The following is a 22,318-nucleotide window of genomic DNA, read 5'->3' as shown; positions in this document are numbered from 1 at the left end:
TTCCCTTGGTTGGACGGAGGGGGAAGCAGGGAGACGGTGCTGCGGTGGGGGGGGGTGTGGGGGCTACCCGGCCGGTACGGTCCTCGCGCGCAGCGCGCTGACGGCCCGTCCGGCGATCTGCTCCGGGGTGCCGGTCACGTCCACGGCGACGCCCGCCTCGTCGCGCCCGAGCGGTTCGAGCGTGGCGAACTGGGAGTCCAGCAGCGCGGCCGGCATGAAGTGGCCGGTGCGCCCGGCCATCCGCGCCCCGATCAGCGCGCGGTCCCCGGTCAGGTGCAGGAAGACCAGGCCCGGAGCGGCGGCGCGCAGCCGGTCGCGGTAGCCGCGCTTGAGCGCGGAGCTGCTGACCACCCCGCCCCGCCCGGCCCGCCCGTGCGCCCAGGCGCCGATGGCGTCCAGCCAGGGGCCGCGGTCGTGATCGTCCAGCGGGATGCCGGCCGACATCTTGGCGATGTTCGCCGGCGGATGGAAGTCGTCACCCTCGGCGTAGGGGACGCCCAGTGCGGCGGCCACCAGCGGGCCGATCGTGGTCTTGCCGGTGCCGGCCACACCCATCACGACGATCACGTCGGGGCTGCTCATCCCGTGGTACCTCGCTGTCCTCATCGACCCCGTGCGGACCCCACTGAAACCCATTAGGTACGACGTATTCAAGAGCCTGTGATGCAAACGTCATACTTAATTGGCCGGGGTGCGGGACCGTAGGCTTGGCCCATGGCAAACGAGGGGAAGGGACTGCACGCCCGTGTACTGGAGTCCCTCGGACCCGCGATCACCGCGGGCGACTACCCTCCGGGCACGGTCTTGCGCACGGACGAGCTGGAGCAGCGCTTCGACGTCTCCCGCACGGTCATCCGCGAGGCGGTCCGGGTACTGGAATCCATGCAGCTGGTCGCCTCCCGGCGCCGGGTGGGCGTGACCGTCCGCCCCACCGAGGAGTGGAACGTCTACGACCCGCGGGTGATCGGCTGGCGGCTGGCCGGCCGGGACCGCCCCCGGCAACTGCGCTCACTGACCGTGCTGCGCTCGGCCGTCGAACCGGTCGCCGCGGGCCTGGCCGCCCGGCACGCCTCCCCCGCGCACTGCGCCGAACTCACCGAGCACGCCATGGGGATGGTCGCCACCTCCCGCGGCCAGCAGCTCGACGCCTACCTGGTCCACGACGTGGCCTTCCACCGGATCGTGCTGACCGCCTCCGGCAACGAGATGTTCGCGCGCCTGGGCGACGTGGTCGCCGCCGTCCTGACCGGCCGCACCCACCACCAGGTGATGTTCACCGACCCCGACCCGGCCGCGGTCACCCTGCACGTCCAGGTCGCGGAGGCGGTACGCACCGGCGACGCGGCCCGCGCCGAGTCCCTCACCCGCGAGATCACCACCGGCGCCCTGGCCGAACTCGACGTCCTGGCCCCCTAGTTGTCACCCGCCGCCCGGGCCCGCCTCAGAACAGCGGCTGCTGGCCCGGGATCGGCGGCTCCTCCGGATCGAACAGCTTCTCCGCCGGCGCCATCATCGGCGCGATCCGGCGCGAGCCCGGACAAGAGATCAACTCCAGCACCGTCCGCCGCCCCGGCGGATCATGACGGGCGAACCGCCCACCGACGACGGCGATCTCACGAGTACAGACGGGGCACGCCCGCCGGGGTGACGACATACCCCCAGTCTGACGCAGCCCCCACGCAGGGAGCACGGGCTGCCGCCCCGCACGGGTGGCCCGGCCGTCTCAGGCCCCAGCCTTGAAGCGCGACCAGACGATCTTGCCCAGCGGCTCCCGGTCCTCGACACCCCAGCAGTCGGCGAGCATGTCGACGATCATCAGGCCCCGTCCGGTGATGTCGGTGTGCGCCGGATGCCCGACCACCGGCAGAGATGCGCGGCAGCCGCAGCGGCCATGACTGTCGTGCACTTCCAGATGTACGAAGTCGTCGTCGGCGGCCATCCGCACCAGAAAGCCGTGGCCGCGTGCGGTGCCGTGGAGAAGGGCGTTGGAGGCCAGTTCGGAGACGCACAGCCGGACGTCGTCCGCCGGCGCCTCCAGTCCCCACGCCTGCAGCGTGGCCACCGCGAAGTTGCGGGCCAGGCCGACCGATTCGGGCTTCGCGTCGAAGAACTTCTGTGTCGGGTCGGGCATGTCGAGCCTCACGTCTCGGTGTCCAGGGCGGTGGCCGGTACCGGGTTTCGGTGGCGACGGTCGGCGGAAGGCGGGCTGGTCGGCCGTGGCCGGAAGACGGCGGCCGAGGGCACGGCAGCCGTACCCCGGCGCCATGACCGCCGCCGTCGCAGGAAGCGGCACCACATGAAGCGTGGCCCGCCCCGCTTCAGCGGCCAATGGCCTGCTGTGGCACTTCCGTTGCACTTGTGTCCCCCCGCCCGCCCGCATCGTGCTTCGATGGCGAACGGAAGGGGGCGACGCGTGACGACGGTGCACCACTGGACCGGCCTGGAAGCCCGGGCGTTACGTTGCGCGCTGCGGCTGAGCGTCCGCGCGTTCGCCCAGCACCTGGGCGTCGGCATCCGTACCGTCTCCAAGTGGGAGAAGCTGCTGTCCGCAACGGAACCGCGGCAGGTCACCCAGGCCATTTTGGACACCGCCCTGGCCCGCTCGGAGGCCGCCGTGCACCTGCGCTTCGAGACGTTCCTGTCCGAGGCCGGCCGGCCCGGCCTGGGCAGCGGCAGGCGCAGCATCCCCGGTGGCCCCAGGGCCTGGGAGTACGAAACGTGGACCGACGACCTGGACCGGGCAATCGTCGCCCTCTCCCGCCAGAACTTCGCCTCCGCCGACAACCTGCTGAACCGGTGGCTGGCACGCTTCCCGCCCGCCGAGCTGGACGACCGGGGCAGGTACTTGTTCGCCCGCTCGACGGCACTGATGGGTGACCTCCAACGGGACCAGGGTGCCGTCCTCGGCCCGCTGTCGGCCCAGCACTCCTATGCCGTTGCCCGCTCCCTGTTCGCACAGCTCGGCATCCCCCGTCGCATCGCGCAGCTCGACCTGTCCCTCGCCGTGGTCGCCGAGATGTCCGGCGAGCTGGAGACGGCTGCCCGCCGCTACGAGAACCTGGCCGTCGACGACAGGCTCTCCCGCCGCGACCGGGCCCGCGCCCGGCTGTGGGTGGGCACCGCGCTGAGCAAGGACGGTGCCCACGGCCATGCCGCCCGGGTCATGCTCGCGGCGACGCGCGAGTTCGAGGACCTGGCCGAGCCCGACGACTGGTCCGTGGCCCACCAGAAGCTCGCCCTCGCCCACCGCGGTGTCGGCGACCTTCCCCAGGCCCTGCACTTCATCGGCATCGCACGCAGCACCGGAGAGGCCGACTCACCCATGCAGCGCGTGCGGTGGGAGACCGCCCACGGTCACATCCTGCTGTCCGACCCCGCCACCCGTGATGATGGACTCCACGTCCTCGACGACGCCGCGAAGGTGGCCGCCCTGTTCGGTCTGCGCCACCAGCTCCGCAGCATCGAGGGCATCCGGATGACGGCCGGAGGGGCCTTGCGCCCCCGGCAACGGTGACCAGGGAGAGACGCGAGTGACGGACGACGAGCGGGCCATCACCGAGGGCCAGCGGCGACAGGCACAGCTGATCTGGGACCACCACCGGATGCACCACGAGGTGCGGCCCGCCGACGCCGCCATCGGCCTGGGCAGTCACGACCTCGGCGTCCCGGCCTTCTGCGCCGAGCTGTACCGAGCCGGCCTGTTCCCGACCCTGGTGTTCTCCGGCGGCGCCAACCCCACGGCCCCCGCACGCTTCCCGCGCGGGGAGGCGGTGCACTTCCGTGAGCACGCGCTCGCTCTCGGCGTGCCCGCGGACGCGGTCCTGCTGGAGCCCGGCGCGAGGAACACCGGGCAGAACATCTCCCTCTCCCGTGAGGTCCTGACCGCGGCTGGGATCACGCCGAAGACCGTGCTGCTGGTCTCCATGCCCTACATGGAACGACGCGCCTACGCCACCGCCCGCAAGGTGTGGCCCGAGGTCGACGTGCTCTGCACCTCGGCGCCGCTGGAGTTCGATGACTACCTGAAGACGATCGGCGACGAGCAGCTCGTGGTCCATCAACTCGTCGGCGACCTTCAGCGGGTGATCGAGTACCCCCGTCTCGGGTTCGCCATCGAGCAGGACGTCCCGCAGGACGTGCTGGCCGCCTACACCTCGCTGATCCACGACGGCTTCACCAGCCGTCTCCTCACTCCTTGAACTGCGGGCTCGTCACCACCGTCCACGACGAACCCCTCCCCCTCCGTCCGCCTCCCTCAGAACGCGTCCGTAGGCACATACGTCCCCCACACCCCGCGCAGCGCCTCGCACACCTCGCCGACCGTGGCGCGGGCGCGTAGGGCCTCGCGCATCGGGGGGAGGACGTTGTCGGTGCCCTCGGCGGTCTTGCGGAGGGTGTCGAGGGCGGTGGTGACGGTGCGGGTGGTGCGGCGGTCGCGGAGGCGGGCGAGCCGTTCGATCTGGCGGGCCTCGATCTCGGGGTCGACCCGCAGGGGTTCGTAGGGCTCCTCCTCGTCCAGCTGGAAGCGGTTGACGCCGACGACGATCCGCTCGCCGGCGTCGGTCTCCTGGGCCAGGCGGTAGGCGTTGCGCTCGATCTCCTCCTTCTGGAAGCCGCGTTCGATGGCGGCCACCGCGCCGCCCATGTCCTCCACCCTGCGCATCAGCGCGAGGGCCGCCTCCTCCACGTCGTCGGTCATCGACTCGACGGCGTAGGAGCCCGCGAACGGGTCGACGGTGGCGGTCACATCGGTCTCGTGGGCCAGCACCTGCTGGGTGCGCAGCGCGAGGCGGGCCGCCTTGTCCGTGGGCAGGGCGATGGCCTCGTCGAAGGAGTTGGTGTGCAGCGACTGGGTGCCGCCGAGGACGGCGGCGAGTCCCTGGACGGTGACCCGGGCGAGGTTCACCTCCGGCTGCTGGGCGGTGAGCTGCACGCCCGCGGTCTGGGTGTGGAAGCGCAGCATCATCGACCTGGGGTTGCGCGCGCCGAACTCCTCGCTCATCACCCGGGCCCAGATCCGGCGCGCGGCACGGAACTTGGCGACCTCTTCGAGCAGCGTCGTGCGGGAGACGAAGAAGAAGGACAGCCGGGGCGCGAAGTCGTCGACGTCCATGCCGGCGGCCACGGCGGTGCGCACGTAGGCGATGCCGTTGGCGAGCGTGAAAGCGATCTCCTGCGCGGGCGAGGCGCCGGCCTCGGCCATGTGGTAGCCGGAGATGGAGATGGTGTTCCAGCGGGGGATCTCCTCGCGGCAGTACCGGAAGATGTCCGCGGTCAGCCGCAGGGAGGGCTCCGGCGGGAAGATGTAGGTGCCGCGGGCGATGTACTCCTTGAGCACGTCGTTCTGGACGGTCCCGTTCAGCCGGCCGGCCGGTACCCCTTCCTCCTCCGCCACCAGTTGGTAGAGCAGCAGCAGCAGCGCGGCGGGCGCGTTGATCGTCATCGAGGTCGAGACCTTGTCCAGCGGGATGCCGCCGAACAGCACCCGCATGTCCTCGACGGAGTCGATGGCCACGCCGACCTTGCCGACCTCGCCCGAGGCGATCGGGGTGTCGGAGTCGTGCCCCATCTGGGTCGGCAGGTCGAAGGCGACCGACAGTCCCGTGGTGCCGTGGGCGATCAGCTGCCGGTAGCGGGCGTTGGACTCGCGGGCGGTACCGAAGCCGGCGTACTGCCGCATCGTCCAGGGCCGTCCGGTGTACATCGACGGATAGACCCCGCGGGTGAAGGGGTAGCCGCCGGGCGCGCCGAGCCGGTGCTCGGGATCCCAGCCGTCCAGTGCCTGCGGCCCGTACACCGGCTCGATGGGCAGGCCGCTCTCGCTGCACCGGACGGTGTCCGACTCATGCGCCATGGATGCATGCCTCCCGCTGAGTGACGGATATCCGCAGTGGTGGTCTTTTGTCCACAGCATGCCCGCAGGTTCGCCGCGCCGCAGCACTGGGCAGAGTCCTCGGTGGCCGGTCGGCCCACCGAGATCGGGGGTGCGCATGCAGCGCAGCAGGGGAAGACGTACGGCGCCCGCGATGGCGGCGGTGCTGGTGGTGGCGGCGCTCGCGGTGGGCTGCCGCCCGGTGACGGTCACCGGCGCGCCGGACGGCAAGCTCGCCCGTTACGCCCCCACCACGCCCGCTCCCCCGCCGCTCGGCCGGCACGGTCCCCCCGCTCCCCGGCACGCCGCCCCCTCGCACGCCGCGTCCGCGCCTGCGCGCGCCCCGCATCGTGCGCCGCGGGCCGCCGCGCCGCTGCCGGCGCCCGGCTCGCACGGCGCGCGGGTCCGCGAACTCCAGGCGCGACTCGCCCAGCTGGGTCTCTTCGGCCGCGCCCCGACGGGTTCCTACGCGGTGGTCACCGCGTCCGCGGTGCGGGGTTTCCAGCGGCGGCAGGGCCTGCCCCGTACGGGTGCCGTGCAGCCCGCGGCCTGGCTCGCCCTGCGCTCGCAGACCCGCCGGCCCACGCGTGCGGAGCTGTATCCGCCCACCGCCCGGCCGGTCGGCGCCCTGGATCCGCGCTGCATGAGGGGCCGGGTGATCTGCATCAGCAAGCGGAGCGACACTCTCGCGTGGGTGGTCGACGGCCGGGTCGTCTCGGCGATGGACGTCCGCTTCGGCTCGCAGTACACGCCCACCCGTGAGGGCACGTTCGCCCTCACGTTCAAGAGCCGCCACCACGTCTCGACGCTCTACCACACGGCCATGCCGTACGCGATGTTCTTCAGCGGCGGCCAGGCCGTCCACTACTCCGCGGACTTCGCCGCCCGCGGCTACCGCGGCGCCTCACACGGCTGCGTCAACGTCCGCGACAGAAGGAAAGTGGCCGCCCTCTTCAAGGCCACCGGAAAAGGCACCAAGGTCGTGATCACCCACTAGCCCCACCACCCGCACCGGAATCCACTGCCCCAGCCCACGAACTCAGTGACCGAAGCGAAAATTGAGCAACCCCCACGGAGGGGATCCACACCCGCGAGAGCGGCGCCGGCTCAGGCGCAAAGATGGGGCGCGGGCAGGGCCGGGGGAACGTGCCCCGCCCGCGCCAGATGCGCTGAGCCGTGGGTACGGGGGGGAACCCCGGCTCCTCGCGCAGCCGATGACCAGTCGGCTTCACTCACTACTGCGTCACCGGTTCGAAAAACGTCACACCTACGTGGCGGGGGCCGCGCTGGGGGCCACGTTCGCGGGATCCGTGGCTGTCGGCGAGGGGGTGGACGTAGCGCTGCTCGGGGTGGCGCCGGGGGAATGGGAGGGGTGGCCTTCGTCGTCCTCGTCGCCGCCGGTGAGACCGCTGTTCGAGCCGGTGGTGCCGCCGAGGCCGGTGCCGCCGCCGGAGCTGCTGCCCGGGTGCTGGTACCGGGCCAGGTAGGCGCGGCAGAAGGCGAGTACCTGCTCCGCGCCGCCGGCCTTCTGTTCGAGGCGGTGCAGCGCGTCGCGGTCCATGCCGTCCCGCTTGCCGGAGGCGTAGCTCTGGCACAGCGCGAGGAGGAGGTTCTTCTTGTCGCCGTGCCCGGGGCTCGCGCCGGTGCCGCCGTTGCCCCGGTGTCCGGGGTCGGGGGTGCTGCTGGGGGGCGTGGTGTCGCCGGGGCGGCTGGGTGTGGGGCTGTCGCCGGGGCCGGCCGTCTTCCCGTGCGGGGTGGGGTCGGGGGTGCTTTCGGTGGTGCCGTCGGTCTGGGCGCCGGGCTCGGGGGTGTCGAGCGGGCCGGGCGATTCGGCGGCCGAGACGCTGGAGGCGGGCTGGGGCTCGCCCCCGCGGAAGGGGGTGGGCAGCACGCCGGTGCCGGCCGCGACGGCGACGCCGCCGATGGCGCAGGCAGCGAGGGCGACCGCGAAGCCGCGCCGCACGGGGCGCCCGAGGCGGGTGCGTTCGGCGACGGCGGTGCCGCGGCCGGCCGGGAAGGCCTCGTCGGCGCCGCGGGCGTGGGCCGCGGTGCCGCGGCCGGCGGTCCGGCGGAAGGCGGCGACGGCGGCCTCCTCGCCGGGCAGCTCGGCCGCCTCCGGCGCCTTGGCGCCGACCGCGGCGGCGGCCTGGAGGAGCTGTTCGAGTTCGCGTGCGCCGTCGCCGTGCCGGGCACCGACCCGTTCACCGCGCAGCAATCGCTCCGCGGCGTCCTTGTCGAGCCAGTTGTAGCGGTCGTCGGCCATCACATGTCCTTCTGCGTTCGTGCGGCCGTTTCCGTCACACCTGGTACGTACGATTCCGCCACGCCGTCGCGGCGTCTTCGCCCTTGTACGGGCACCCCACTCACCGTCCCGCCCCCTCCCCGCGGCCGCCGTGCGGCCCGGCCGGTGGGGGCACCTCCGTCGTGCTCGGCGCCCTCTTCGCCGCCGTCGTGACGCTCGTCCCTCATGCTGTCCTGCGGTGTGTCCCGGCCGCTGTCGGACGTCTCGCCGAGGAGTTCGGCCAGCCGTCGCAGCCCGCGGTGTGCGGCGGTGCGCACCGCTCCGGGCCGTTTGCCGAGCACCTGCGCGGCGCTCTTGGCGTCGAGTCCGACCACCACCCGCAGCACCACGGCCTCGGCCTGGTCCTGCGGCAGCCTGGCTATCAGCCGCAAGGTGCGGCCGGTGCCGAGGGCTTCCATCGCCTCGCCGGCGGTGTCGGACGCGGCGGGGGTGTCGGCGAGTTCGCTCTCGTCGCCGCCGGTCGCCGGGCGGCGGCCGCGCATCCGGATGTGGTCCAGGGCGCGGTTGCGGGCGATGCGCGCGGCCCAGCCGCGGAAGCGGTCGGCGTCGCCGCTGAAGCGCGCGAGGTCGCGGGTGATCTGCAGCCAGGCTTCCGAGGTGACGTCCTCGACGTCCGGTTCGCTCACCAAAGTCCGCACATACCCCAGTAGTCGGGGATGTACGGCGCGGTAGACGGTACGGAACGCCGCCTCGTCGCCGGCCTGTGCCGCCTGCACGGCCACCGTCAGCCGACGGTCGTCCGGCTGAATGTCGTCCCCTCGCACGGGTCCATCCTGTCGCACGCGGAATGTCCGCCGCCCGGTCCTTGCTGCATTGTCGCTCCGCCCGGCCACAACCACCGGGCACCGTGGCTGCACTGCCGGCTGCTTCCGCCGCCGGCCGGGAACCCCCGGTAACCGGGATGTTCCCGCAGACCGTAACGCGTGCGCCGCCCGGTGCCGAACCCGGGAGGGGCCGCACCGCCCGCCGGACGGCACCGCACACCGGCCGGCGGCCGACGGCCCGGGAGCGCGCCCGCGCACGCGGGGAACCCCCGGGGCGTACCGCTGGTCCACCGCGGCCGGAAAGCCCCGCGAACACCGCCCTCACCTGCACGGACGGGCAGATTACGGCGCCGCCCCGGGCCCCGTCCAGACCACTGGCGGTTCGGTGGCCCACACCCCGTGTGACGCTTTCGGGCCGTCCGGCGCTGTACCGGGTAGGGGCCGTCACGGCCCTTCGCGAACGACGGCCGGGGCCTCTCCTGTGGGGGGTGGCGGCCCCGGCCGTCCTCGCTCTCTCCGCGTTCCGCGGACTCTCACCTGATTCACACCCGGTTGGCCAGCGCCTGGAACTGCGTCCAGGACAGCGCGGGCGTCCGCGGGTCCCAGGTCTTCTGTGCCAGCGCCGCCAGCGGCAGCCGGATGCCGGCGGCCACCTGCTGCGGTGTCTGGGCCTGGGAGAGGTCGCACCAGATCGCGAAGCGCGCCCCGGGGATCCGGTCCGGGCCGGTCATGCTCGCGGGCACCGCCACCGGCTGGGTGCCGCGGATGACCATCGGGGTCCAGCTCTGGTAGATCCGCTGGCCGGTCGGGTACGTGAACTGGTTGGGCTCGCCGAGGACGTAGTAGAGGTACTCGTCGTTGAAGTTCATGACGTTGCGGCCCTCACGCAGGAACGACGCGGGATCCCGCTTGCCGGCTTCCTTGCCGGTCCAGTAGTCGACCATCCGGTTCTTGTCGGCGGACACCGCCGGGCTGGAGAAGAAGCCGTCGTTCCAGGCCTCGATGCGGTTCTTGCCCTTGGCCTCGACGGTCTTCTGCCGGTCGTTGAGCCAGCCGGTCGTCAGGTCCTCGACGGTGCCGGCCGAGCCGTACTTCTGCCGGGCGGCCCGGGCCAGCTGCGGATACGAGGTGGACGGGGAGGACGACATCAGCGCCTGGTACTCGTCACCGCCCAGGTGCCAGTAGGCCGGGGCGCCCTTGGGATTGGTGAACAGCTCGCTCATTTCCTTCAGCAGCGAGTCGATCAGCGGGGCGGCCTTGGGGTTGGAGATGTCGATGGCGCCGGGGATCACCCGGCCCTGGGCGTTGCGCAGCCGCAGATCGGGATAGTGGTCCAGCACCGCGCCCAGGTGGCCGGGTGAGTCCAGCTCCGGGACGACGGAGATGTGCAGACTGCGGGCCAGCGCGATGATCTGGCGGACCTGGGCCTTGGTCAGATGGTCGGCGGAGACGATCTCGGGGTGGGTGTCGCTCTGGATGCGGAAGCCCTGGTCGTCGGAGAAGTGCAGCTGGAACTGGTTGAGCTTGAGGTCGGCGATCTCCCGCAGCCGCGCGTCGATCCAGTCCTGGGTGAAGGGCTTGCGGGCGTTGTCCAGCGACATGCCGCGCTGTGGGCGGTCGGGCCGGTCCTCGATGGTGCCCTCGGGGAGACCGCCGGCGGCGCGTACGGCCTGCTTGACGGTGCGGGTGCCGTAGAAGATGCCGGCGTCGGTGGGGGCCGTGAGGGTGAGCCGGGTCCCGGCGGCGGTGAGGGTGTAGGCCTCGTCGGCGGTGCTGCGGACGGGCACGTTGTCCGGCTGGTCCGCGGTGTTCTTTCCGCTCAGCTTCACCTCGATGTCACCCGGCTGCACCGTCTGGTCGCCGTAGACGACGGTCAGCCCGCCGAGGTCCTTGGCCAGTCGCTGGGCCTCGTCGGCGACATTGCTCTTCGCGCCGGCCGGCACCACGACGCGGGCCCCGTCGGAGGGGCGCCAGCCGCGTCCATCGGCCCGGCGGAAGCTGCGGACGGCGGGGATGACCTGCGGAGTTCCGGTCACCGGCGCCCAGGTGGGGGTGGCCGCCGCGGAGGGGTTCATCTTGGCGCTGGTGCTGCCGGGCGGCTCGGTGTCGCCGCCGCCGGAGCAGCCGGCGAGCAGCAGCGCGCCGGTGAGCGCGGCGGCCGGCAGGGCGGACCGGGCGGGGCCGCCGCGGAGGGCCTTCCGGGGGCGGCGGGAGGCCGAGGGCCGCGGGGTGCGCGGCGGCCACATCGGGTTCGGCATCGTGCAATCCTCACTTTTCCGGGCGAAGGCATTGCCAGGTGTGCGGAGCCGGTCGTCCACTGAACGCGCGAAAGCTCTCTCATCCGGGTGAAATTCGCGCATCCGTCGGACAGTGGTCGACAAGCGTCGTTAGCGTGGCGTCTCCAGTGGTCACCCCCTTCACAGGGCTCACCAGGAACCGCCGGATACCGCCGGGGTGCCGTGTCCCACGCACCACCGTCACACCCTCCGCCGCTTCGTCCGCGTCCCGGCTTCGGTCCGCTTCCCCCCAGCTTCCTTCAGCAGCCCGCCCCGCACCCGCCGAAACCCTCCATTCGCATCCGTCCGAGGAGCCCACGCTGTCCGGTGACACCCCGGCCGCCCGGCCGCCGACGCTGCCCCCGCCGCACACGCCCTGGGGCGGCATATCGTCGTGGGTCCGCGGCACCGCGCTGCCGCGCCCCCGTCCCGAGGCACTCGGACTCGCCCGCTTCAACGCGCTGCCCCTGGACGACAACCTCGCCGTGCTCCTGCGCTGCTGCGGCAGCCGCCGTTGGGCCGAGCGGGTCGCCGCGCACCGTCCCTACCCGGATGTGGAGTCGCTGCTCGCCGCCTCGGACGAGGCCTGCTACGACCTGAACGGGGCCGAGCTGGGCGAGGCGCTCGCCGAGGAGTCGCTCTCCCCGCAGCCCCTCGTCGGCGCCCGCGGCCCCGGCACGCTCGCCGCCCACACCGCACTGCGCGCCGCGCACGCCGAGTACGAGCGGCGCTTTCGCCATGTCTTCGTCATCTGTCTGGACGGCTACCGCGACGAGGAGCTGCTCGACCAGGTGCTGTCCGCCCTGCGCACCCGGCTGGGCAACGAGGCGGACGAGGAGCGGGCGGTCACCGCGGACGAGCTGCGCCGGCTGGCCCGCGGCCGGCTGTGGCGGCTGCTGGGGGCCGTGACGTAGCGGATCATCCGCCTTGTCCGGGAATGCCCCGGTTCTCGCTGCTGTGATAGCCCGTTGGGTGCCTGTTTGATCACACCTAAGGACCCCCGCGCGAGGAACCGACAGCTCGTCGATACGATGACGAGCGGCCGGAGGACCGTACCCGGCCGGGCCCGACCGACAGAGAAGCCGGCTGGCGCCCCAATCCCCGCTCCCGGAGGGTTTTTCCGTGCCGGCTGGAACGCTGTACCGCGGCCGGGAAGGCATGTGGTCCTGGGTGGCTCATCGAGTCACCGGCGTCCTCATCTTCTTCTTCCTGTTCGTCCACGTCCTCGACACCGCTCTCGTACGCGTCTCCCCCGAGGCCTACGACAACGTCGTTGCGACCTACAAGACGCCGATCGTCAACGTGATGGAGTACGGCCTGGTGGCCGCCATCCTCTTCCACGCACTCAACGGCCTGCGGGTCATCGCGGTGGACTTCTGGTCGAAGGGCCCGAAGTACCAGAAGCAGATGCTGTGGACCGTTGTCGGTGTCTGGGTCGTGCTGATGGCCGGTGCCTTCTACCCCGTGCTGCAGCACACCCTGCGCACGCTGTTCGGGAGCTGACGCGAGATGTCTGCTGAAACCACCTCCGCTGAGGCCACCGCAGCGGGCGCGTCCGACGGCGTCACGCTCTACGACGTGGACAACCCCGCCCCGGTCATCGAGGCGCCGCGCAAGCGCACCAAGAAGACCGGGAGCGCGTCCCGTGGCAACTTCGAGATGCAGGCCTGGCTGTTCATGCGGCTGTCCGGCATCGTGCTGGTCGTCCTGGTCCTGGGTCATCTGCTGATCCAGCTGGTCCTCGACGGCGGCGTCTCCAAGATCGGCTTCGCGTTCGTCGCCGGCCGCTGGGCCTCGCCGTTCTGGCAGGTCTGGGACCTGCTGATGCTGTGGCTGGCCATGCTGCACGGCGCCAACGGCCTGCGTACGGTCATCAACGACTACGCGCAGCGGGACAACACCCGCTTCTGGCTGAAGATGCTGCTGTACACCGCGACGGTGTTCACCGTCCTTCTGGGCACGCTGGTGATCTTCACCTTCGACCCGAACATCTCCTGAAGCCGGGGCTGACTGGAACCATGAAGATCCACAAGTACGACACCGTCATCGTCGGCGCCGGCGGCGCGGGCATGCGTGCGGCCATCGAGTCGACCAAGCGCAGCCGCACCGCGGTCCTGACGAAGCTCTACCCGACCCGCTCCCACACCGGCGCCGCCCAGGGCGGTATGGCCGCCGCCCTCGCGAACGTCGAGGAGGACAACTGGGAGTGGCACACCTTCGACACGATCAAGGGTGGCGACTACCTGGTCGACCAGGACGCCGCCGAGATCCTGGCGAAGGAGGCCATCGACTCGGTCCTCGACCTGGAGAAGATGGGCCTGCCGTTCAACCGCACGCCGGACGGCACGATCGACCAGCGCCGCTTCGGCGGTCACTCCCGTAACCACGGTGAGGCCCCGGTCCGCCGGTCCTGCTACGCCTCGGACCGCACCGGCCACATGATCCTCCAGACGCTGTACCAGAACTGCGTCAAGGAGGGCGTGGAGTTCTTCAACGAGTTCTACGTGCTCGACCTGCTGCTCCAGGACGTCGACGGCGTCAAGAAGTCCGCGGGCGTCGTCGCGTACGAGCTGGCCACCGGCGAGATCCACGTCTTCCAGGCGAAGTCGATCATCTTTGCTTCCGGCGGCACCGGCAAGTTCTTCAAGGTGACCTCCAACGCGCACACCCTGACCGGTGACGGCCAGGCCGCCGCCTACCGCCGCGGGCTGCCGCTGGAGGACATGGAGTTCTTCCAGTTCCACCCGACGGGCATCTGGCGCATGGGCATCCTGCTGACGGAGGGCGCCCGTGGTGAGGGCGGCATCCTCCGCAACAAGGACGGCGAGCGCTTCATGGAGAAGTACGCGCCCGTCATGAAGGACCTCGCCTCGCGTGACGTCGTCTCGCGCTCCATCTACACGGAGATCCGCGAGGGCCGCGGCTGCGGTCCCGACGGCGACCACGTCTACCTGGACCTGACCCACCTGCCGCCCGAGCAGCTGGACGCCAAGCTCCCGGACATCACCGAGTTCGCGCGGACCTACCTCGGCATCGAGCCCTACACGGACCCGATCCCGATCCAGCCGACCGCGCACTACGCCATGGGCGGCATCCCCACCAACGTCGAGGGTGAGGTCCTGGCGGACAACACCACCGTCGTGCCGGGCCTGTACGCGGCCGGCGAGGTGGCCTGTGTCTCCGTGCACGGCGCCAACCGCCTGGGCACCAACTCGCTGCTGGACATCAACGTCTTCGGGCGCCGGGCCGGCATCTCCGCGGCGGAGTACTCGGCCACCGCCGAGTTCGTCGAGCTGCCCGAGGACCCGGCGCAGCAGGTCATCGACCAGGTCGAGCGGCTGCGCAACTCCACGGGCAGCGAGCGGGTCACCGAGATCCGCAAGGAGCTCCAGGAGACCATGGACGCCAACGTGATGGTGTTCCGCACCGAGCAGACGATCAAGACCGCGGTCGAGAAGATCGGCGAGCTGCGCGAGCGCTACCTGAACGTGTCCGTCCAGGACAAGGGCAAGCGGTTCAACACCGACCTGCTGGAGGCCATCGAGCTGGGCAACCTCCTCGACCTGGCCGAGGTCATGGCGGTCTCCGCGCTGGCCCGCAAGGAGTCCCGCGGCGGTCACTACCGCGAGGACTTCCCCAACCGCGACGACGTCAACTTCATGCGGCACACCATGGCGTACCGCGAGGTGGGCGCAGACGGCGCCGAGTCGATCCGCCTCGACTACAAGCCGGTCGTGCAGACCCGCTACCAGCCGATGGAGCGTAAGTACTGATGAGCACCCCGACTCTCGACAAGCACTCCGAGGCACTGGACGCGGCCGAGGACGGCGCTTCGCACATGATCACGGTCACCTTCCGGATCCGCCGGTTCAACCCGGAGGTCTCGGAGGACGCCAGCTGGGAGGACTTCCAGCTGGAGATCGACCCGAAGGAGCGCGTCCTGGACGCCCTCCACAAGATCAAGTGGGAGCAGGACGGGACGCTGACCTTCCGGCGTTCCTGCGCCCACGGCATCTGCGGCTCGGACGCCATGCGCATCAACGGCCGCAACCGCCTCGCCTGCAAGACGCTGATCAAGGACATCAACCCGGAGAAGCCGATCACGGTCGAGGCCATCAAGGGCCTCACCGTGATGAAGGACCTTGTCGTCGACATGGAGCCCTTCTTCCAGGCCTACCGCGATGTGATGCCCTTCCTCATCACGACCGGCAACGAGCCGACCCGTGAGCGCCGGCAGTCCGCCGAGGACCGCGAGCGCTTCGACGACACGACGAAGTGCATCCTCTGCGCCGCCTGCACCAGCTCCTGCCCGGTGTTCTGGAACGACGGCCAGTACTTCGGCCCGGCGGCGATCGTCAACGCGCACCGCTTCATCTTCGACTCGCGTGACGAGGGCGGCGAGCAGCGCCTGGAGATCCTCAACGACAAGGACGGCGTCTGGCGCTGCCGGACGACCTTCAACTGCACGGACGCCTGCCCGCGCGGTATCGAGGTCACCAAGGCCATCCAGGAAGTCAAGCGCGCACTGATCACCCGCCGCTTCTGACTCCCCCGGCGCTCCGGGCCCCGCCCCGGCCGCCGAACAGCACCGGCACCTCCCGAAGGGCCTCGCCTCCGTACCACCGGGGGCGGGGCCCTTCGGCCTGTTCGTCCGCCGGCTCCCGCGCCGGGTACACGAGCACCGGCGGCAGCGCGTCGTCCACCAGCGCCAGCGGGTGCCCGCAGGAGAAGTACGAGGGGACGAACACCAGGCCCCGCCCCTGGAGATGCAGCTCCCGCTCCACCGGGTAGTCGACCTCCAGCACCGGCGGGCGCCAGCGCATCAGCGGGCCGAACGTGCCCAGCATCGCCTCGGTCCCGGGTCCGTCCAGGGCGTGCCGGCGCACCTCCCGGTCCGCGCCGACTCGTTGGGCGATCCGCGACCAGGCCGGCGCCAGGGCCAGATGGTGGTAGGTCCGCAGGCTGCGCGCCAGCCGGCGCAGGGCGGCCGGCTCGCCCTCGCCGATCCCGCGGGCCCATCCCGGCAGTGCCCGGTGCCCCGACAGCCGCGTCAGCTCGGTCCGCAGCCGCTGCCGCGGGGTGCTCATCACGGCCTCCAGCCCGGGCTCGACCCCGTACCGGGACGCGGACGGGGTGAGGAAGTCGGGGAAGTACCCGTAGGGCGGGACCAGTTCGCACAGCGTCCGCAGCGGCCCCGGCCCGTGCCGCACGGCGTGCTGCCGCCAGGCCGCCAGCGCCGGGTCGGGCCGTCGCAGCCGCAGGCTGTGCAGGCTCAGCACCGTCTCCCACAGCGGGTCGGCCCCGTCGGCCAGCCGCGTACGCGCCAGATCCTGCGCCGTGAAATGCACCCTGAGCACACGTCCCCCTGCTTCTGCGCCACGTCCCGGACGGCGTCACCCCTCCCCGGACGGCGCCGGGACGAGGATCTGTCGGCCGACCGGGCGGCCGCAACCAGAACCGGCGGGTAGCTTGCGGCGGCCGCGCCAACTCGGCTCCTTCGCGCCGGAGTCGGGCCCACGAAGCGGTGACCTACGCCTGCCCGCCCCTCACCTCCAGCACCTTGTCCAGAAAGGCGTCCAGGTTGCGCACGGTGCGGGCGATCCGGTCCTCCAGCGGGAGCGTCTCCTCGTGCCGGCCGGCGAGCTGGGACCGCTTGCGCCCCCGGACGTAGAGGGAACAGGCGAGGTCGGCGCAGAGATACGTACCGACGGTGTTTCCCTGCCGCCCCAGGACGCCGGCCCGCCGCGCGGCCAGCAGGCTGACACCGGATCCCGGGTGCCCGGTCACACAGACCGAACACACCGTCGTCTTCGTGAAGCTCCGCCGCACCCCCTGCGGCACCCGCAGCGTCACCCCGACGAGCTTGTCCCCCCGCGGCGCGACCAGATAACTCCGGTCCGGCGCCCCCGGATCACGCCACCCCAGAAAGTCCAGGTCCTCCCAGGGCAACCCGGCCAGCCCCGGCGGCAGATGCATCCGACTCGCCTCCCCCTTCGAACAGTTGACGAAGGAGGCACGTATCGCTTTGTCACCTACGGGGTCCATGACCTGGGAACTTAGCCGGGCGGTGGGGGTGACGTCGCGTGAATTTCCCGGACGCCCACGGGACGCAGGACCGTCAGACACCCGGCCGCATCATGACCGCGCGCCTCGTCCGGTGCGTGAGCTGCGCCTGCCGGGCCTCGGGGACGTCCACTGGGCGGGCTGAAGCGTGTGCCGCTGCCGCTGCCGCTCCGTGGCGGCAGCGGTGCGGCTGCGGTTCAGCCCCAGGCCTGGTGGCTGCTGTTGCGGCGGCGGACGGAGACGACGATGGCGATGATGATGCCGGCGAGGAGGAGGACGCCGAGTCCGATTCCTCCGTAGAGCATGATCGCCTTCTTGCCGGCCATGGGCGGGTTGGGGTCGAAGCCCTTGCCGGCGGCGTTCTGGGAGGACGCCTTGGGGTCCGGCATCGGCAGCGGGCCCTGTGCCGGGCCGGCCGAGATGGTGCGCCGGAGGGCCGGGCCGGGCTGGATGAAGCCGTAGCCGTAGTGGGCGTCCGGGAGCTTGAGGTGCTTGTCCTTCTCGGCCTGTGCCAATCCCGCGGTCTTCACCAGTCGGTTGGCGATCTGGCCGGGAGTGAGGTCGGGGAACTTCTGCTTGAGGAGGGCCGCGGCGGCGGAGACGTATGCGGAGGCTGCCGAGCTGCCGTCGGCCGACGTGCGGTAGTCGGAGTCGCTCTTGCCCATCGCCACGGGAACCTTCACTCCGGGCGCGAGCAGATCCATGTCCGAGTTGTAGTTGTTGTCGTCGGAGGCCTCGCCGTACTCGTCGACCGACCCGACGCCGATCGCACCCTTGCAACCCACCGGATAGCTCTTCTGCGACCAGCCGTCGTTGCCCACGGCGGCCACGACCACGGCGCCCTTCTTCAGGGCGTACTGGATGGACTCACACATGTCACCCTCCATGTCCCCGCCATAGGACATGTTGATGACGTCCGCGCCGTGGTCGACGGCCCATCGGGTGGCCTGGCCGCTGTTCTTGTACTCCGGCACGGGCAGGATCTTGGCGTCCGGTGCGAGCCCCTTCACGCCCTGGGATCCGCTCGGGCCGTGGCCGTGCCCCGCGATGATTCCGGCCATGGCGGTGCCGTGGTCCCGGATGTCCTCGTGGGCGGAAAGGTGCTTGGCGCCCTCGGCCTCCGTGGCCTTCCCGAAGTCCGGGCCGGGCAGGAACTGGCCCTTGAGGTCCTGGTGGGTCTCCCGGAAGCCGCTGTCGAGCACGGCCACGGTCACGCCCTTGCCGGTGGCCTCCTGCCAGAGCTGCTGGGCCCCGAACGCCTCCAACGGCCACAGATCCTTGCGTACTTGATCCGCGGAGGCGGTACCGCCCGCAGCCAGCAGCAGCGCTCCGGTCAGCGCAGCACCCGCCGTCGCGCGCAGTGTTCGGGTGACCCTCATCCTCGCTCCTTCTTGCTGTGCTCCGGGCGGCATTGTTCCGCCTGAGAAAAGGCCCCGCACACCCGGGGGGTGCGGGGCCATGCCTCATCGGCCGCATGCGACGTTACGTCGGCCTACTCGATGACGCGAGGGGCCACCTTACGGTCGGACGTCCAGGTCTCCTCGTCCTCGACGAGGTAGTCGGGACGCTGCCCGGTGGTGCGCTCCTTGCCCTTCTTGTCCTTGCCCTTGGCGCCGGCGGCGCCCATGGCCGCCTGGTTGCCGCCACGGCTGCGGTGCAGCCCGGAGCCGCCCTGCTTGGCGCCGCCCGCCGGGCCGCCCGGCTTGCCGACCAGGCCGCCGCGGGTTCGTGCCTGCGGGCCGCCGCGCCCGGCCGCACCGGCCGCGCCCGCCTTGCCCGCGCCGAGGCCGCCGCCCGGCATACCGCCACCGCGCATACCGCCGGCCCCGATGGCGCCCGCCGCGCCGATCGCGCCGGGCGCCAGCGCACCGCCGGAGAAGCCGCCGCCCGAGCCGCCGCCGGGCAAGCCGTGCCCCGCGCCCGCCGTGCCACCGCTGATACCGCCGCCGGCCGACGGCGGAGCGAGGGTGCCGCCCTGCACGCTGTCCAGCCCGGTCGTCACCGGCACTTCGGGCCGCACCAGGTGGTGCGGGCTGTCGAAGCCCTTCGGGACGGCATGGCCCGCCGCACCGTTGTGCGAGGCGGAGTCCGACGTCGATGTCTTCGGGTGACTGCCGCCGATCACGGGCATCCGCACCGGAGGCGGCGGCGGGGAGGAGGACGCGGGCTTCGGCCAGTCATCCCCGGGGCCGCCCGGCTCGACCCCCTCGTTGAGCCGCTTGCCCTGCCCCTCGTAATGCGCCGCCAGCTCATCCATCACGATGACCGCCTCGACCTGGCGCTCCTTGCTCAGGGACAGGTTGTCCCGGTTGAGCTCCAGCGCCATGCGGGTGTCCATCTTCGGGTTCTGCATGTCCTGCTTGAACTGGCTGTCGTCGCCCTTTTCGTCCGTGGCCCGGTCGACCATGCCCGGGTCGTGGATCTTGGACATGGTCTCCTTGGCCGCGCGCAGGTTGTGCGCGACGCCGACCTCCGGTCCCGAGGCGCGCGAACCGATGAGCGTGGACTCGACGTTGCGGGAGTGCTGGTAGGTCCGGTCGATCTTCTCCAGGACCTTGCCGGCCTGCCGGCGGAAGGCCTCGGCCGCCGAGCCCTCCCAGTGCGCCGTGGCGTGGTCGACGGCGTCCATGAAGCCCTTGCGGATGCCGCCCTGGCCGTCCTCGCCGGCGAGGCGGTCGGCGGAGGCGCGCCAGTGCTGTCCGGAGGTCTCGATCGCCTCGGGGTGGGCATTGGCGATCATCGCGCGGAGTGCGTCGATGCCGTGGTGATGGAAGTCCGAGGGTGAACGGGGGGTCAAGTGCTGTCCCTTGAACGACTTCAGCCGTTCTTCCCGCTCGTGGTTCTTGCGCTGCTGCTCCATCGCCTTGGCGTTGTCGTACTCCTGCTTGGCGTCAACCATGCAGGCCCCCCTTCCTCTGCGGCTCCGTCTTTCGTGCGTGCATCCCGCGGCCGCTCAGCCGTTCATCGACGTCTTGGTCTCGTGTTCCTGGTCCTCGTACGCACCACGGCTGGCTTCCGTCTTCTCGCCGAACTGGTGGATGAGGTCCTGGAGCGCGTTGATGATCTGCGACATGTACTCCTGCATGCCGTCATGGGCCTTGGCGAGTTTCCCCGCCTCCAGGAAATCGACGCCGAATGCCGACTTCGGGATGGTGGTGCTGTATTTCACCTTCTGGCTGGGTTCATCCATATCGGCCCGGAGGCGCCGGAGCTGGCGTACCACGCCGTCCAGTTCGTCGAGGTCGACCTTGAACCGCTCGCTCATTACCGCTCTCCCCGTTCCCCGTTCGTCCCGCTCGCACCGCCCCGCAAAGCCGTCACGCCAAGGACCATATGAAGTCAATAAATACTAGGGAGTTGAGCCCGGTCACTGCAAGATCGAATGTCGGCATCTGTCCGGATTGACGCGGGATGACGCCTCACTTTGTAGACCGGTTGTTACCTCCCAGGCGCAACCGATCCGCTTCGTGATCACTGGGGCGATCACGCGTGCAGTGAGGCGAGTTCGACGACCGCGATGTCCGGTGGGGCGCCCAGGCGGACCGGTGGGCCCCAGGTGCCGGCGCCGCGGGTGACGTAGAGCTGGGTGTCGCCGTAGCGCTGGAGGCCGGCGACGGTGGGGTTGGTGGCGGCGGCGAGGTAGGTGAGGGGCCACATCTGGCCGCCGTGGGTGTGGCCGGAGAGCTGGAGGTCCACCCCGAAGCGGACGGTGTCGTGGATGGTGACCGGCTGATGGGCCATCAGGACGACGGGGCGGGTCTCGTCCCGACCGCTGAGGGCACGGTCGTAGTCCGGGCCCGCCTGTTCTGCCTGGCCGGCGATGTCGTTGACGCCGGCCAGGTCGAAGCCGGGGAGTTCGGTGCGGGCGTTCTCCAGCGGGTGGATGCCCAGTTCGCGTACGTGGTCGATCCATTGGTCGGCGCCGGAGTAGTACTCGTGGTTGCCGGAAACGAAGTAGGCGCCGTGCCGGGAGCGCAGGTCGCGCAGGGGTTCGGCGGCCGGGCCGAGGTCGGCGACGCTGCCGTCGACCAGGTCGCCGACGATGGCCACCAGGTCGGGGTGGGTGCTGTTGACGGCGTCGACGACGCGGCGGGTGTGGGCGCGGCCGAGGATCGGGCCGAGGTGGATGTCGCTGACGACGGCGATGCGGTAGCCGTGGGCGGCGCGCGGGAGTTTGGCCAGCGGGATCGTCACGCGTTTCACCACCGGGCCGCGCAGGGTCGTCGCGGTGCCGTATCCGACGGCGGCCGTGGCGGCCAGGGTGGCGCCGGCGGCGACCGTCCGGGCGAGGAAGAGCCGGCGGGGCGGGGCCGGGGCGGCCGGGAAGGTGGGAGCGGGGGCCGGGGCGGGGGCGGGGGGTGCCTCGGCCGTGGGGGTGGCCGGGGGGTCGGGCTCGGTGCGTTCGCGGCGGCGCAGGGCCCACCGGACCAGGGCCCGGACGGCCTCGCCGGCCAGCAGGGCCAGTGTGAGATAGAGCACCATGGCCAGCCACAGGTAGCCGGGCCAGGCCAGGGCCTGCTGGACGGGGAACGGGGCGCCGACGCGGCCGGCGAGCAGGGCGGCCAGGGCCGTCAGCGGGAGGACGAAGGCGGCGACGGTGCCCGCGCGGCGGGGCAGGCCGCCCGGTTTCGTGGTGTCACGGACAAGTCGGCACCACAGATAGCGGTGCACGCCGAAGAACAGTCCGAGCACCGGTACCACGATCAGCGCGAAGATCACGGCGGCTCCCGTCGCGGTGGCTCAGGAGGCGGGTGGGGAAGAGGGGGCGGGCTGGTCAGCGGCGTGGTCGGGGGTCTCGCGGCGCAGTGCGCGGACTCCGCGGAACCCGATCACCCCAATCCCCGTCCCCAAGAGAAAGGACACCACCGCGAGCAGCAGATGGACGTAGAAGTAGGCGGTCGGGTCACCCGCGTCGTCGAAGGCGAGACCGCTCCCGTCCTGCCAGAGGTTTTTGACGAAAGTGATCCAGATGAACCAGCTCCACACCCCGAAGGCGAGCAGGAACCAGGACACGGGGCGAGAGAGCTTCATAGATCCCAGT

General features: G+C 71.4%; 23 protein-coding genes. 9 read left to right on the top strand and 14 right to left on the bottom strand.

Annotated features, from left to right (window positions below; all coding sequences use genetic code 11):
* Window positions 1-63: 63 nt before the first annotated feature.
* Window positions 64-582 (bottom strand): gluconokinase, encoded by a 519-nt coding sequence (locus ACQP17_RS22475; RefSeq protein ID WP_433857890.1) that lies wholly within the window; start codon window positions 580-582, stop codon window positions 64-66.
* 132 nt (window positions 583-714) lie between these two features.
* Here ACQP17_RS22475 and ACQP17_RS22470 point away from each other — a divergent pair, with 132 nt between their 5' ends.
* Window positions 715-1,416 carry a FadR/GntR family transcriptional regulator gene (locus ACQP17_RS22470; RefSeq protein ID WP_433857889.1) on the top strand — a complete coding sequence of 234 codons (702 nt, stop codon included), beginning with the start codon at window positions 715-717 and terminating at the stop codon, window positions 1,414-1,416.
* Between the two features lie 25 nt (window positions 1,417-1,441).
* Here ACQP17_RS22470 and ACQP17_RS22465 read toward each other — a convergent pair whose 3' ends face one another.
* Together ACQP17_RS22465 and ACQP17_RS22460 are read right to left on the bottom strand one after the other, a co-directional pair.
* The gene (locus ACQP17_RS22465; protein WP_030981280.1) at window positions 1,442-1,654 is read right to left on the bottom strand and encodes a hypothetical protein; all 213 of its coding nucleotides are present in this window, start codon (window positions 1,652-1,654) and stop codon (window positions 1,442-1,444) included.
* Window positions 1,655-1,723: 69 nt separating this feature from the next.
* Window positions 1,724-2,131 carry an ATP-binding protein gene (locus tag ACQP17_RS22460; protein WP_433857888.1) on the bottom strand — a complete coding sequence of 136 codons (408 nt, stop codon included), beginning with the start codon at window positions 2,129-2,131 and terminating at the stop codon, window positions 1,724-1,726.
* Between the two features lie 282 nt (window positions 2,132-2,413).
* Between ACQP17_RS22460 and ACQP17_RS22455 the strand changes: the two genes are divergently transcribed.
* Window positions 2,414-3,514: a helix-turn-helix domain-containing protein gene (locus ACQP17_RS22455; RefSeq protein WP_433857887.1), complete on the top strand. Its 1,101-nt coding sequence runs from the start codon at window positions 2,414-2,416 to the stop codon at window positions 3,512-3,514.
* A 16-nt stretch (window positions 3,515-3,530) separates the two neighbouring features.
* Window positions 3,531-4,199: a YdcF family protein gene (locus ACQP17_RS22450; protein WP_433857886.1), complete on the top strand. Its 669-nt coding sequence runs from the start codon at window positions 3,531-3,533 to the stop codon at window positions 4,197-4,199.
* Between the two features lie 56 nt (window positions 4,200-4,255).
* Here the strand turns inward: ACQP17_RS22450 and ACQP17_RS22445 are convergent, their stop codons facing one another.
* Window positions 4,256-5,854, bottom strand: coding sequence for an acyl-CoA mutase large subunit family protein (locus ACQP17_RS22445; protein WP_433857885.1), 1,599 nt, complete (start codon window positions 5,852-5,854; stop codon window positions 4,256-4,258).
* A gap of 136 nt (window positions 5,855-5,990) precedes the next feature.
* Here ACQP17_RS22445 and ACQP17_RS22440 point away from each other — a divergent pair, with 136 nt between their 5' ends.
* A complete protein-coding gene (locus tag ACQP17_RS22440; protein ID WP_433857884.1) occupies window positions 5,991-6,869 on the top strand; it encodes a L,D-transpeptidase family protein in 879 nt (292 codons plus the stop codon).
* 270 nt (window positions 6,870-7,139) lie between these two features.
* Here ACQP17_RS22440 and ACQP17_RS22435 read toward each other — a convergent pair whose 3' ends face one another.
* The 3 genes from ACQP17_RS22435 to ACQP17_RS22425 form a co-directional block, all read right to left on the bottom strand.
* Window positions 7,140-8,135, bottom strand: coding sequence for a hypothetical protein (locus tag ACQP17_RS22435; protein WP_433857883.1), 996 nt, complete (start codon window positions 8,133-8,135; stop codon window positions 7,140-7,142).
* Complete coding sequence (locus ACQP17_RS22430) at window positions 8,135-8,938, bottom strand: RNA polymerase sigma factor (RefSeq protein ID WP_433857882.1); 804 nt, start codon at window positions 8,936-8,938, stop codon at window positions 8,135-8,137. The genes ACQP17_RS22435 and ACQP17_RS22430 overlap by 1 nt, the downstream gene beginning before the upstream one ends.
* A 542-nt stretch (window positions 8,939-9,480) precedes the next feature.
* Complete coding sequence (locus ACQP17_RS22425) at window positions 9,481-11,196, bottom strand: beta-N-acetylhexosaminidase (protein WP_433857881.1); 1,716 nt, start codon at window positions 11,194-11,196, stop codon at window positions 9,481-9,483.
* Between the two features lie 134 nt (window positions 11,197-11,330).
* On the opposite strand from ACQP17_RS22425, the gene ACQP17_RS22420 reads away from it, so the two are divergent.
* The 5 genes from ACQP17_RS22420 (at window position 11,331) to ACQP17_RS22400 (ending at window position 15,760) form a co-directional block, all read left to right on the top strand.
* Window positions 11,331-12,128, top strand: a complete 798-nt coding sequence (locus tag ACQP17_RS22420) for a 2-oxo-4-hydroxy-4-carboxy-5-ureidoimidazoline decarboxylase (protein ID WP_433857880.1) — start codon at window positions 11,331-11,333, stop codon at window positions 12,126-12,128.
* Between the two features lie 208 nt (window positions 12,129-12,336).
* Window positions 12,337-12,717 (top strand): succinate dehydrogenase, cytochrome b556 subunit, encoded by a 381-nt coding sequence (gene sdhC / locus ACQP17_RS22415; protein ID WP_030066793.1) that lies wholly within the window; start codon window positions 12,337-12,339, stop codon window positions 12,715-12,717.
* A 6-nt stretch (window positions 12,718-12,723) separates the two neighbouring features.
* Window positions 12,724-13,212, top strand: coding sequence for a succinate dehydrogenase hydrophobic membrane anchor subunit (locus ACQP17_RS22410; RefSeq protein WP_189097173.1), 489 nt, complete (start codon window positions 12,724-12,726; stop codon window positions 13,210-13,212).
* Window positions 13,213-13,232: 20 nt separating this feature from the next.
* Window positions 13,233-14,987 (top strand): succinate dehydrogenase flavoprotein subunit, encoded by a 1,755-nt coding sequence (gene sdhA, locus ACQP17_RS22405; protein WP_433857879.1) that lies wholly within the window; start codon window positions 13,233-13,235, stop codon window positions 14,985-14,987.
* A complete protein-coding gene (locus ACQP17_RS22400) occupies window positions 14,987-15,760 on the top strand; it encodes a succinate dehydrogenase iron-sulfur subunit (protein WP_433857878.1) in 774 nt (257 codons plus the stop codon). The genes sdhA and ACQP17_RS22400 overlap by 1 nt, the downstream gene beginning before the upstream one ends.
* Here the strand turns inward: ACQP17_RS22400 and ACQP17_RS22395 are convergent.
* The 7 genes from ACQP17_RS22395 to ACQP17_RS22365 all read right to left on the bottom strand — a co-directional run bounded on the left by ACQP17_RS22395 (window position 15,744) and on the right by ACQP17_RS22365 (window position 22,308).
* Window positions 15,744-16,571 carry a DUF5937 family protein gene (locus tag ACQP17_RS22395; RefSeq protein WP_433857877.1) on the bottom strand — a complete coding sequence of 276 codons (828 nt, stop codon included), beginning with the start codon at window positions 16,569-16,571 and terminating at the stop codon, window positions 15,744-15,746. The two genes, ACQP17_RS22400 and ACQP17_RS22395, sit on opposite strands and share 17 nt — an antisense overlap.
* A gap of 172 nt (window positions 16,572-16,743) precedes the next feature.
* On the bottom strand, window positions 16,744-17,259 hold the full coding sequence (locus ACQP17_RS22390) for an FBP domain-containing protein (RefSeq protein ID WP_433857876.1): 516 nt from the start codon (window positions 17,257-17,259) through the stop codon (window positions 16,744-16,746).
* Between the two features lie 215 nt (window positions 17,260-17,474).
* A complete protein-coding gene (locus ACQP17_RS22385; protein ID WP_433857875.1) occupies window positions 17,475-18,656 on the bottom strand; it encodes a S8 family peptidase in 1,182 nt (393 codons plus the stop codon).
* 113 nt (window positions 18,657-18,769) lie between these two features.
* Complete coding sequence (locus tag ACQP17_RS22380; protein ID WP_433857874.1) at window positions 18,770-20,176, bottom strand: hypothetical protein; 1,407 nt, start codon at window positions 20,174-20,176, stop codon at window positions 18,770-18,772.
* Window positions 20,177-20,230: 54 nt separating this feature from the next.
* Window positions 20,231-20,542, bottom strand: coding sequence for a hypothetical protein (locus ACQP17_RS22375; protein ID WP_364874754.1), 312 nt, complete (start codon window positions 20,540-20,542; stop codon window positions 20,231-20,233).
* A 218-nt stretch (window positions 20,543-20,760) separates the two neighbouring features.
* A complete protein-coding gene (locus ACQP17_RS22370; protein ID WP_433857873.1) occupies window positions 20,761-21,996 on the bottom strand; it encodes a metallophosphoesterase in 1,236 nt (411 codons plus the stop codon).
* Window positions 21,997-22,017: 21 nt separating this feature from the next.
* Entirely contained in the window at window positions 22,018-22,308 is a 291-nt protein-coding gene (locus ACQP17_RS22365; protein WP_433857872.1) for an SCO4848 family membrane protein, read from the bottom strand.
* Window positions 22,309-22,318 lie beyond the last annotated feature (10 nt).

It is taken from the genome of Streptomyces kronopolitis, from assembly GCF_050953795.1.
In the GTDB taxonomy this organism is placed as follows: domain Bacteria; phylum Actinomycetota; class Actinomycetes; order Streptomycetales; family Streptomycetaceae; genus Streptomyces; species Streptomyces kronopolitis_A.
Note: the sequence above shows the minus strand (reverse complement) of the source record. Positions and strands in the feature narration are given on the sequence as shown.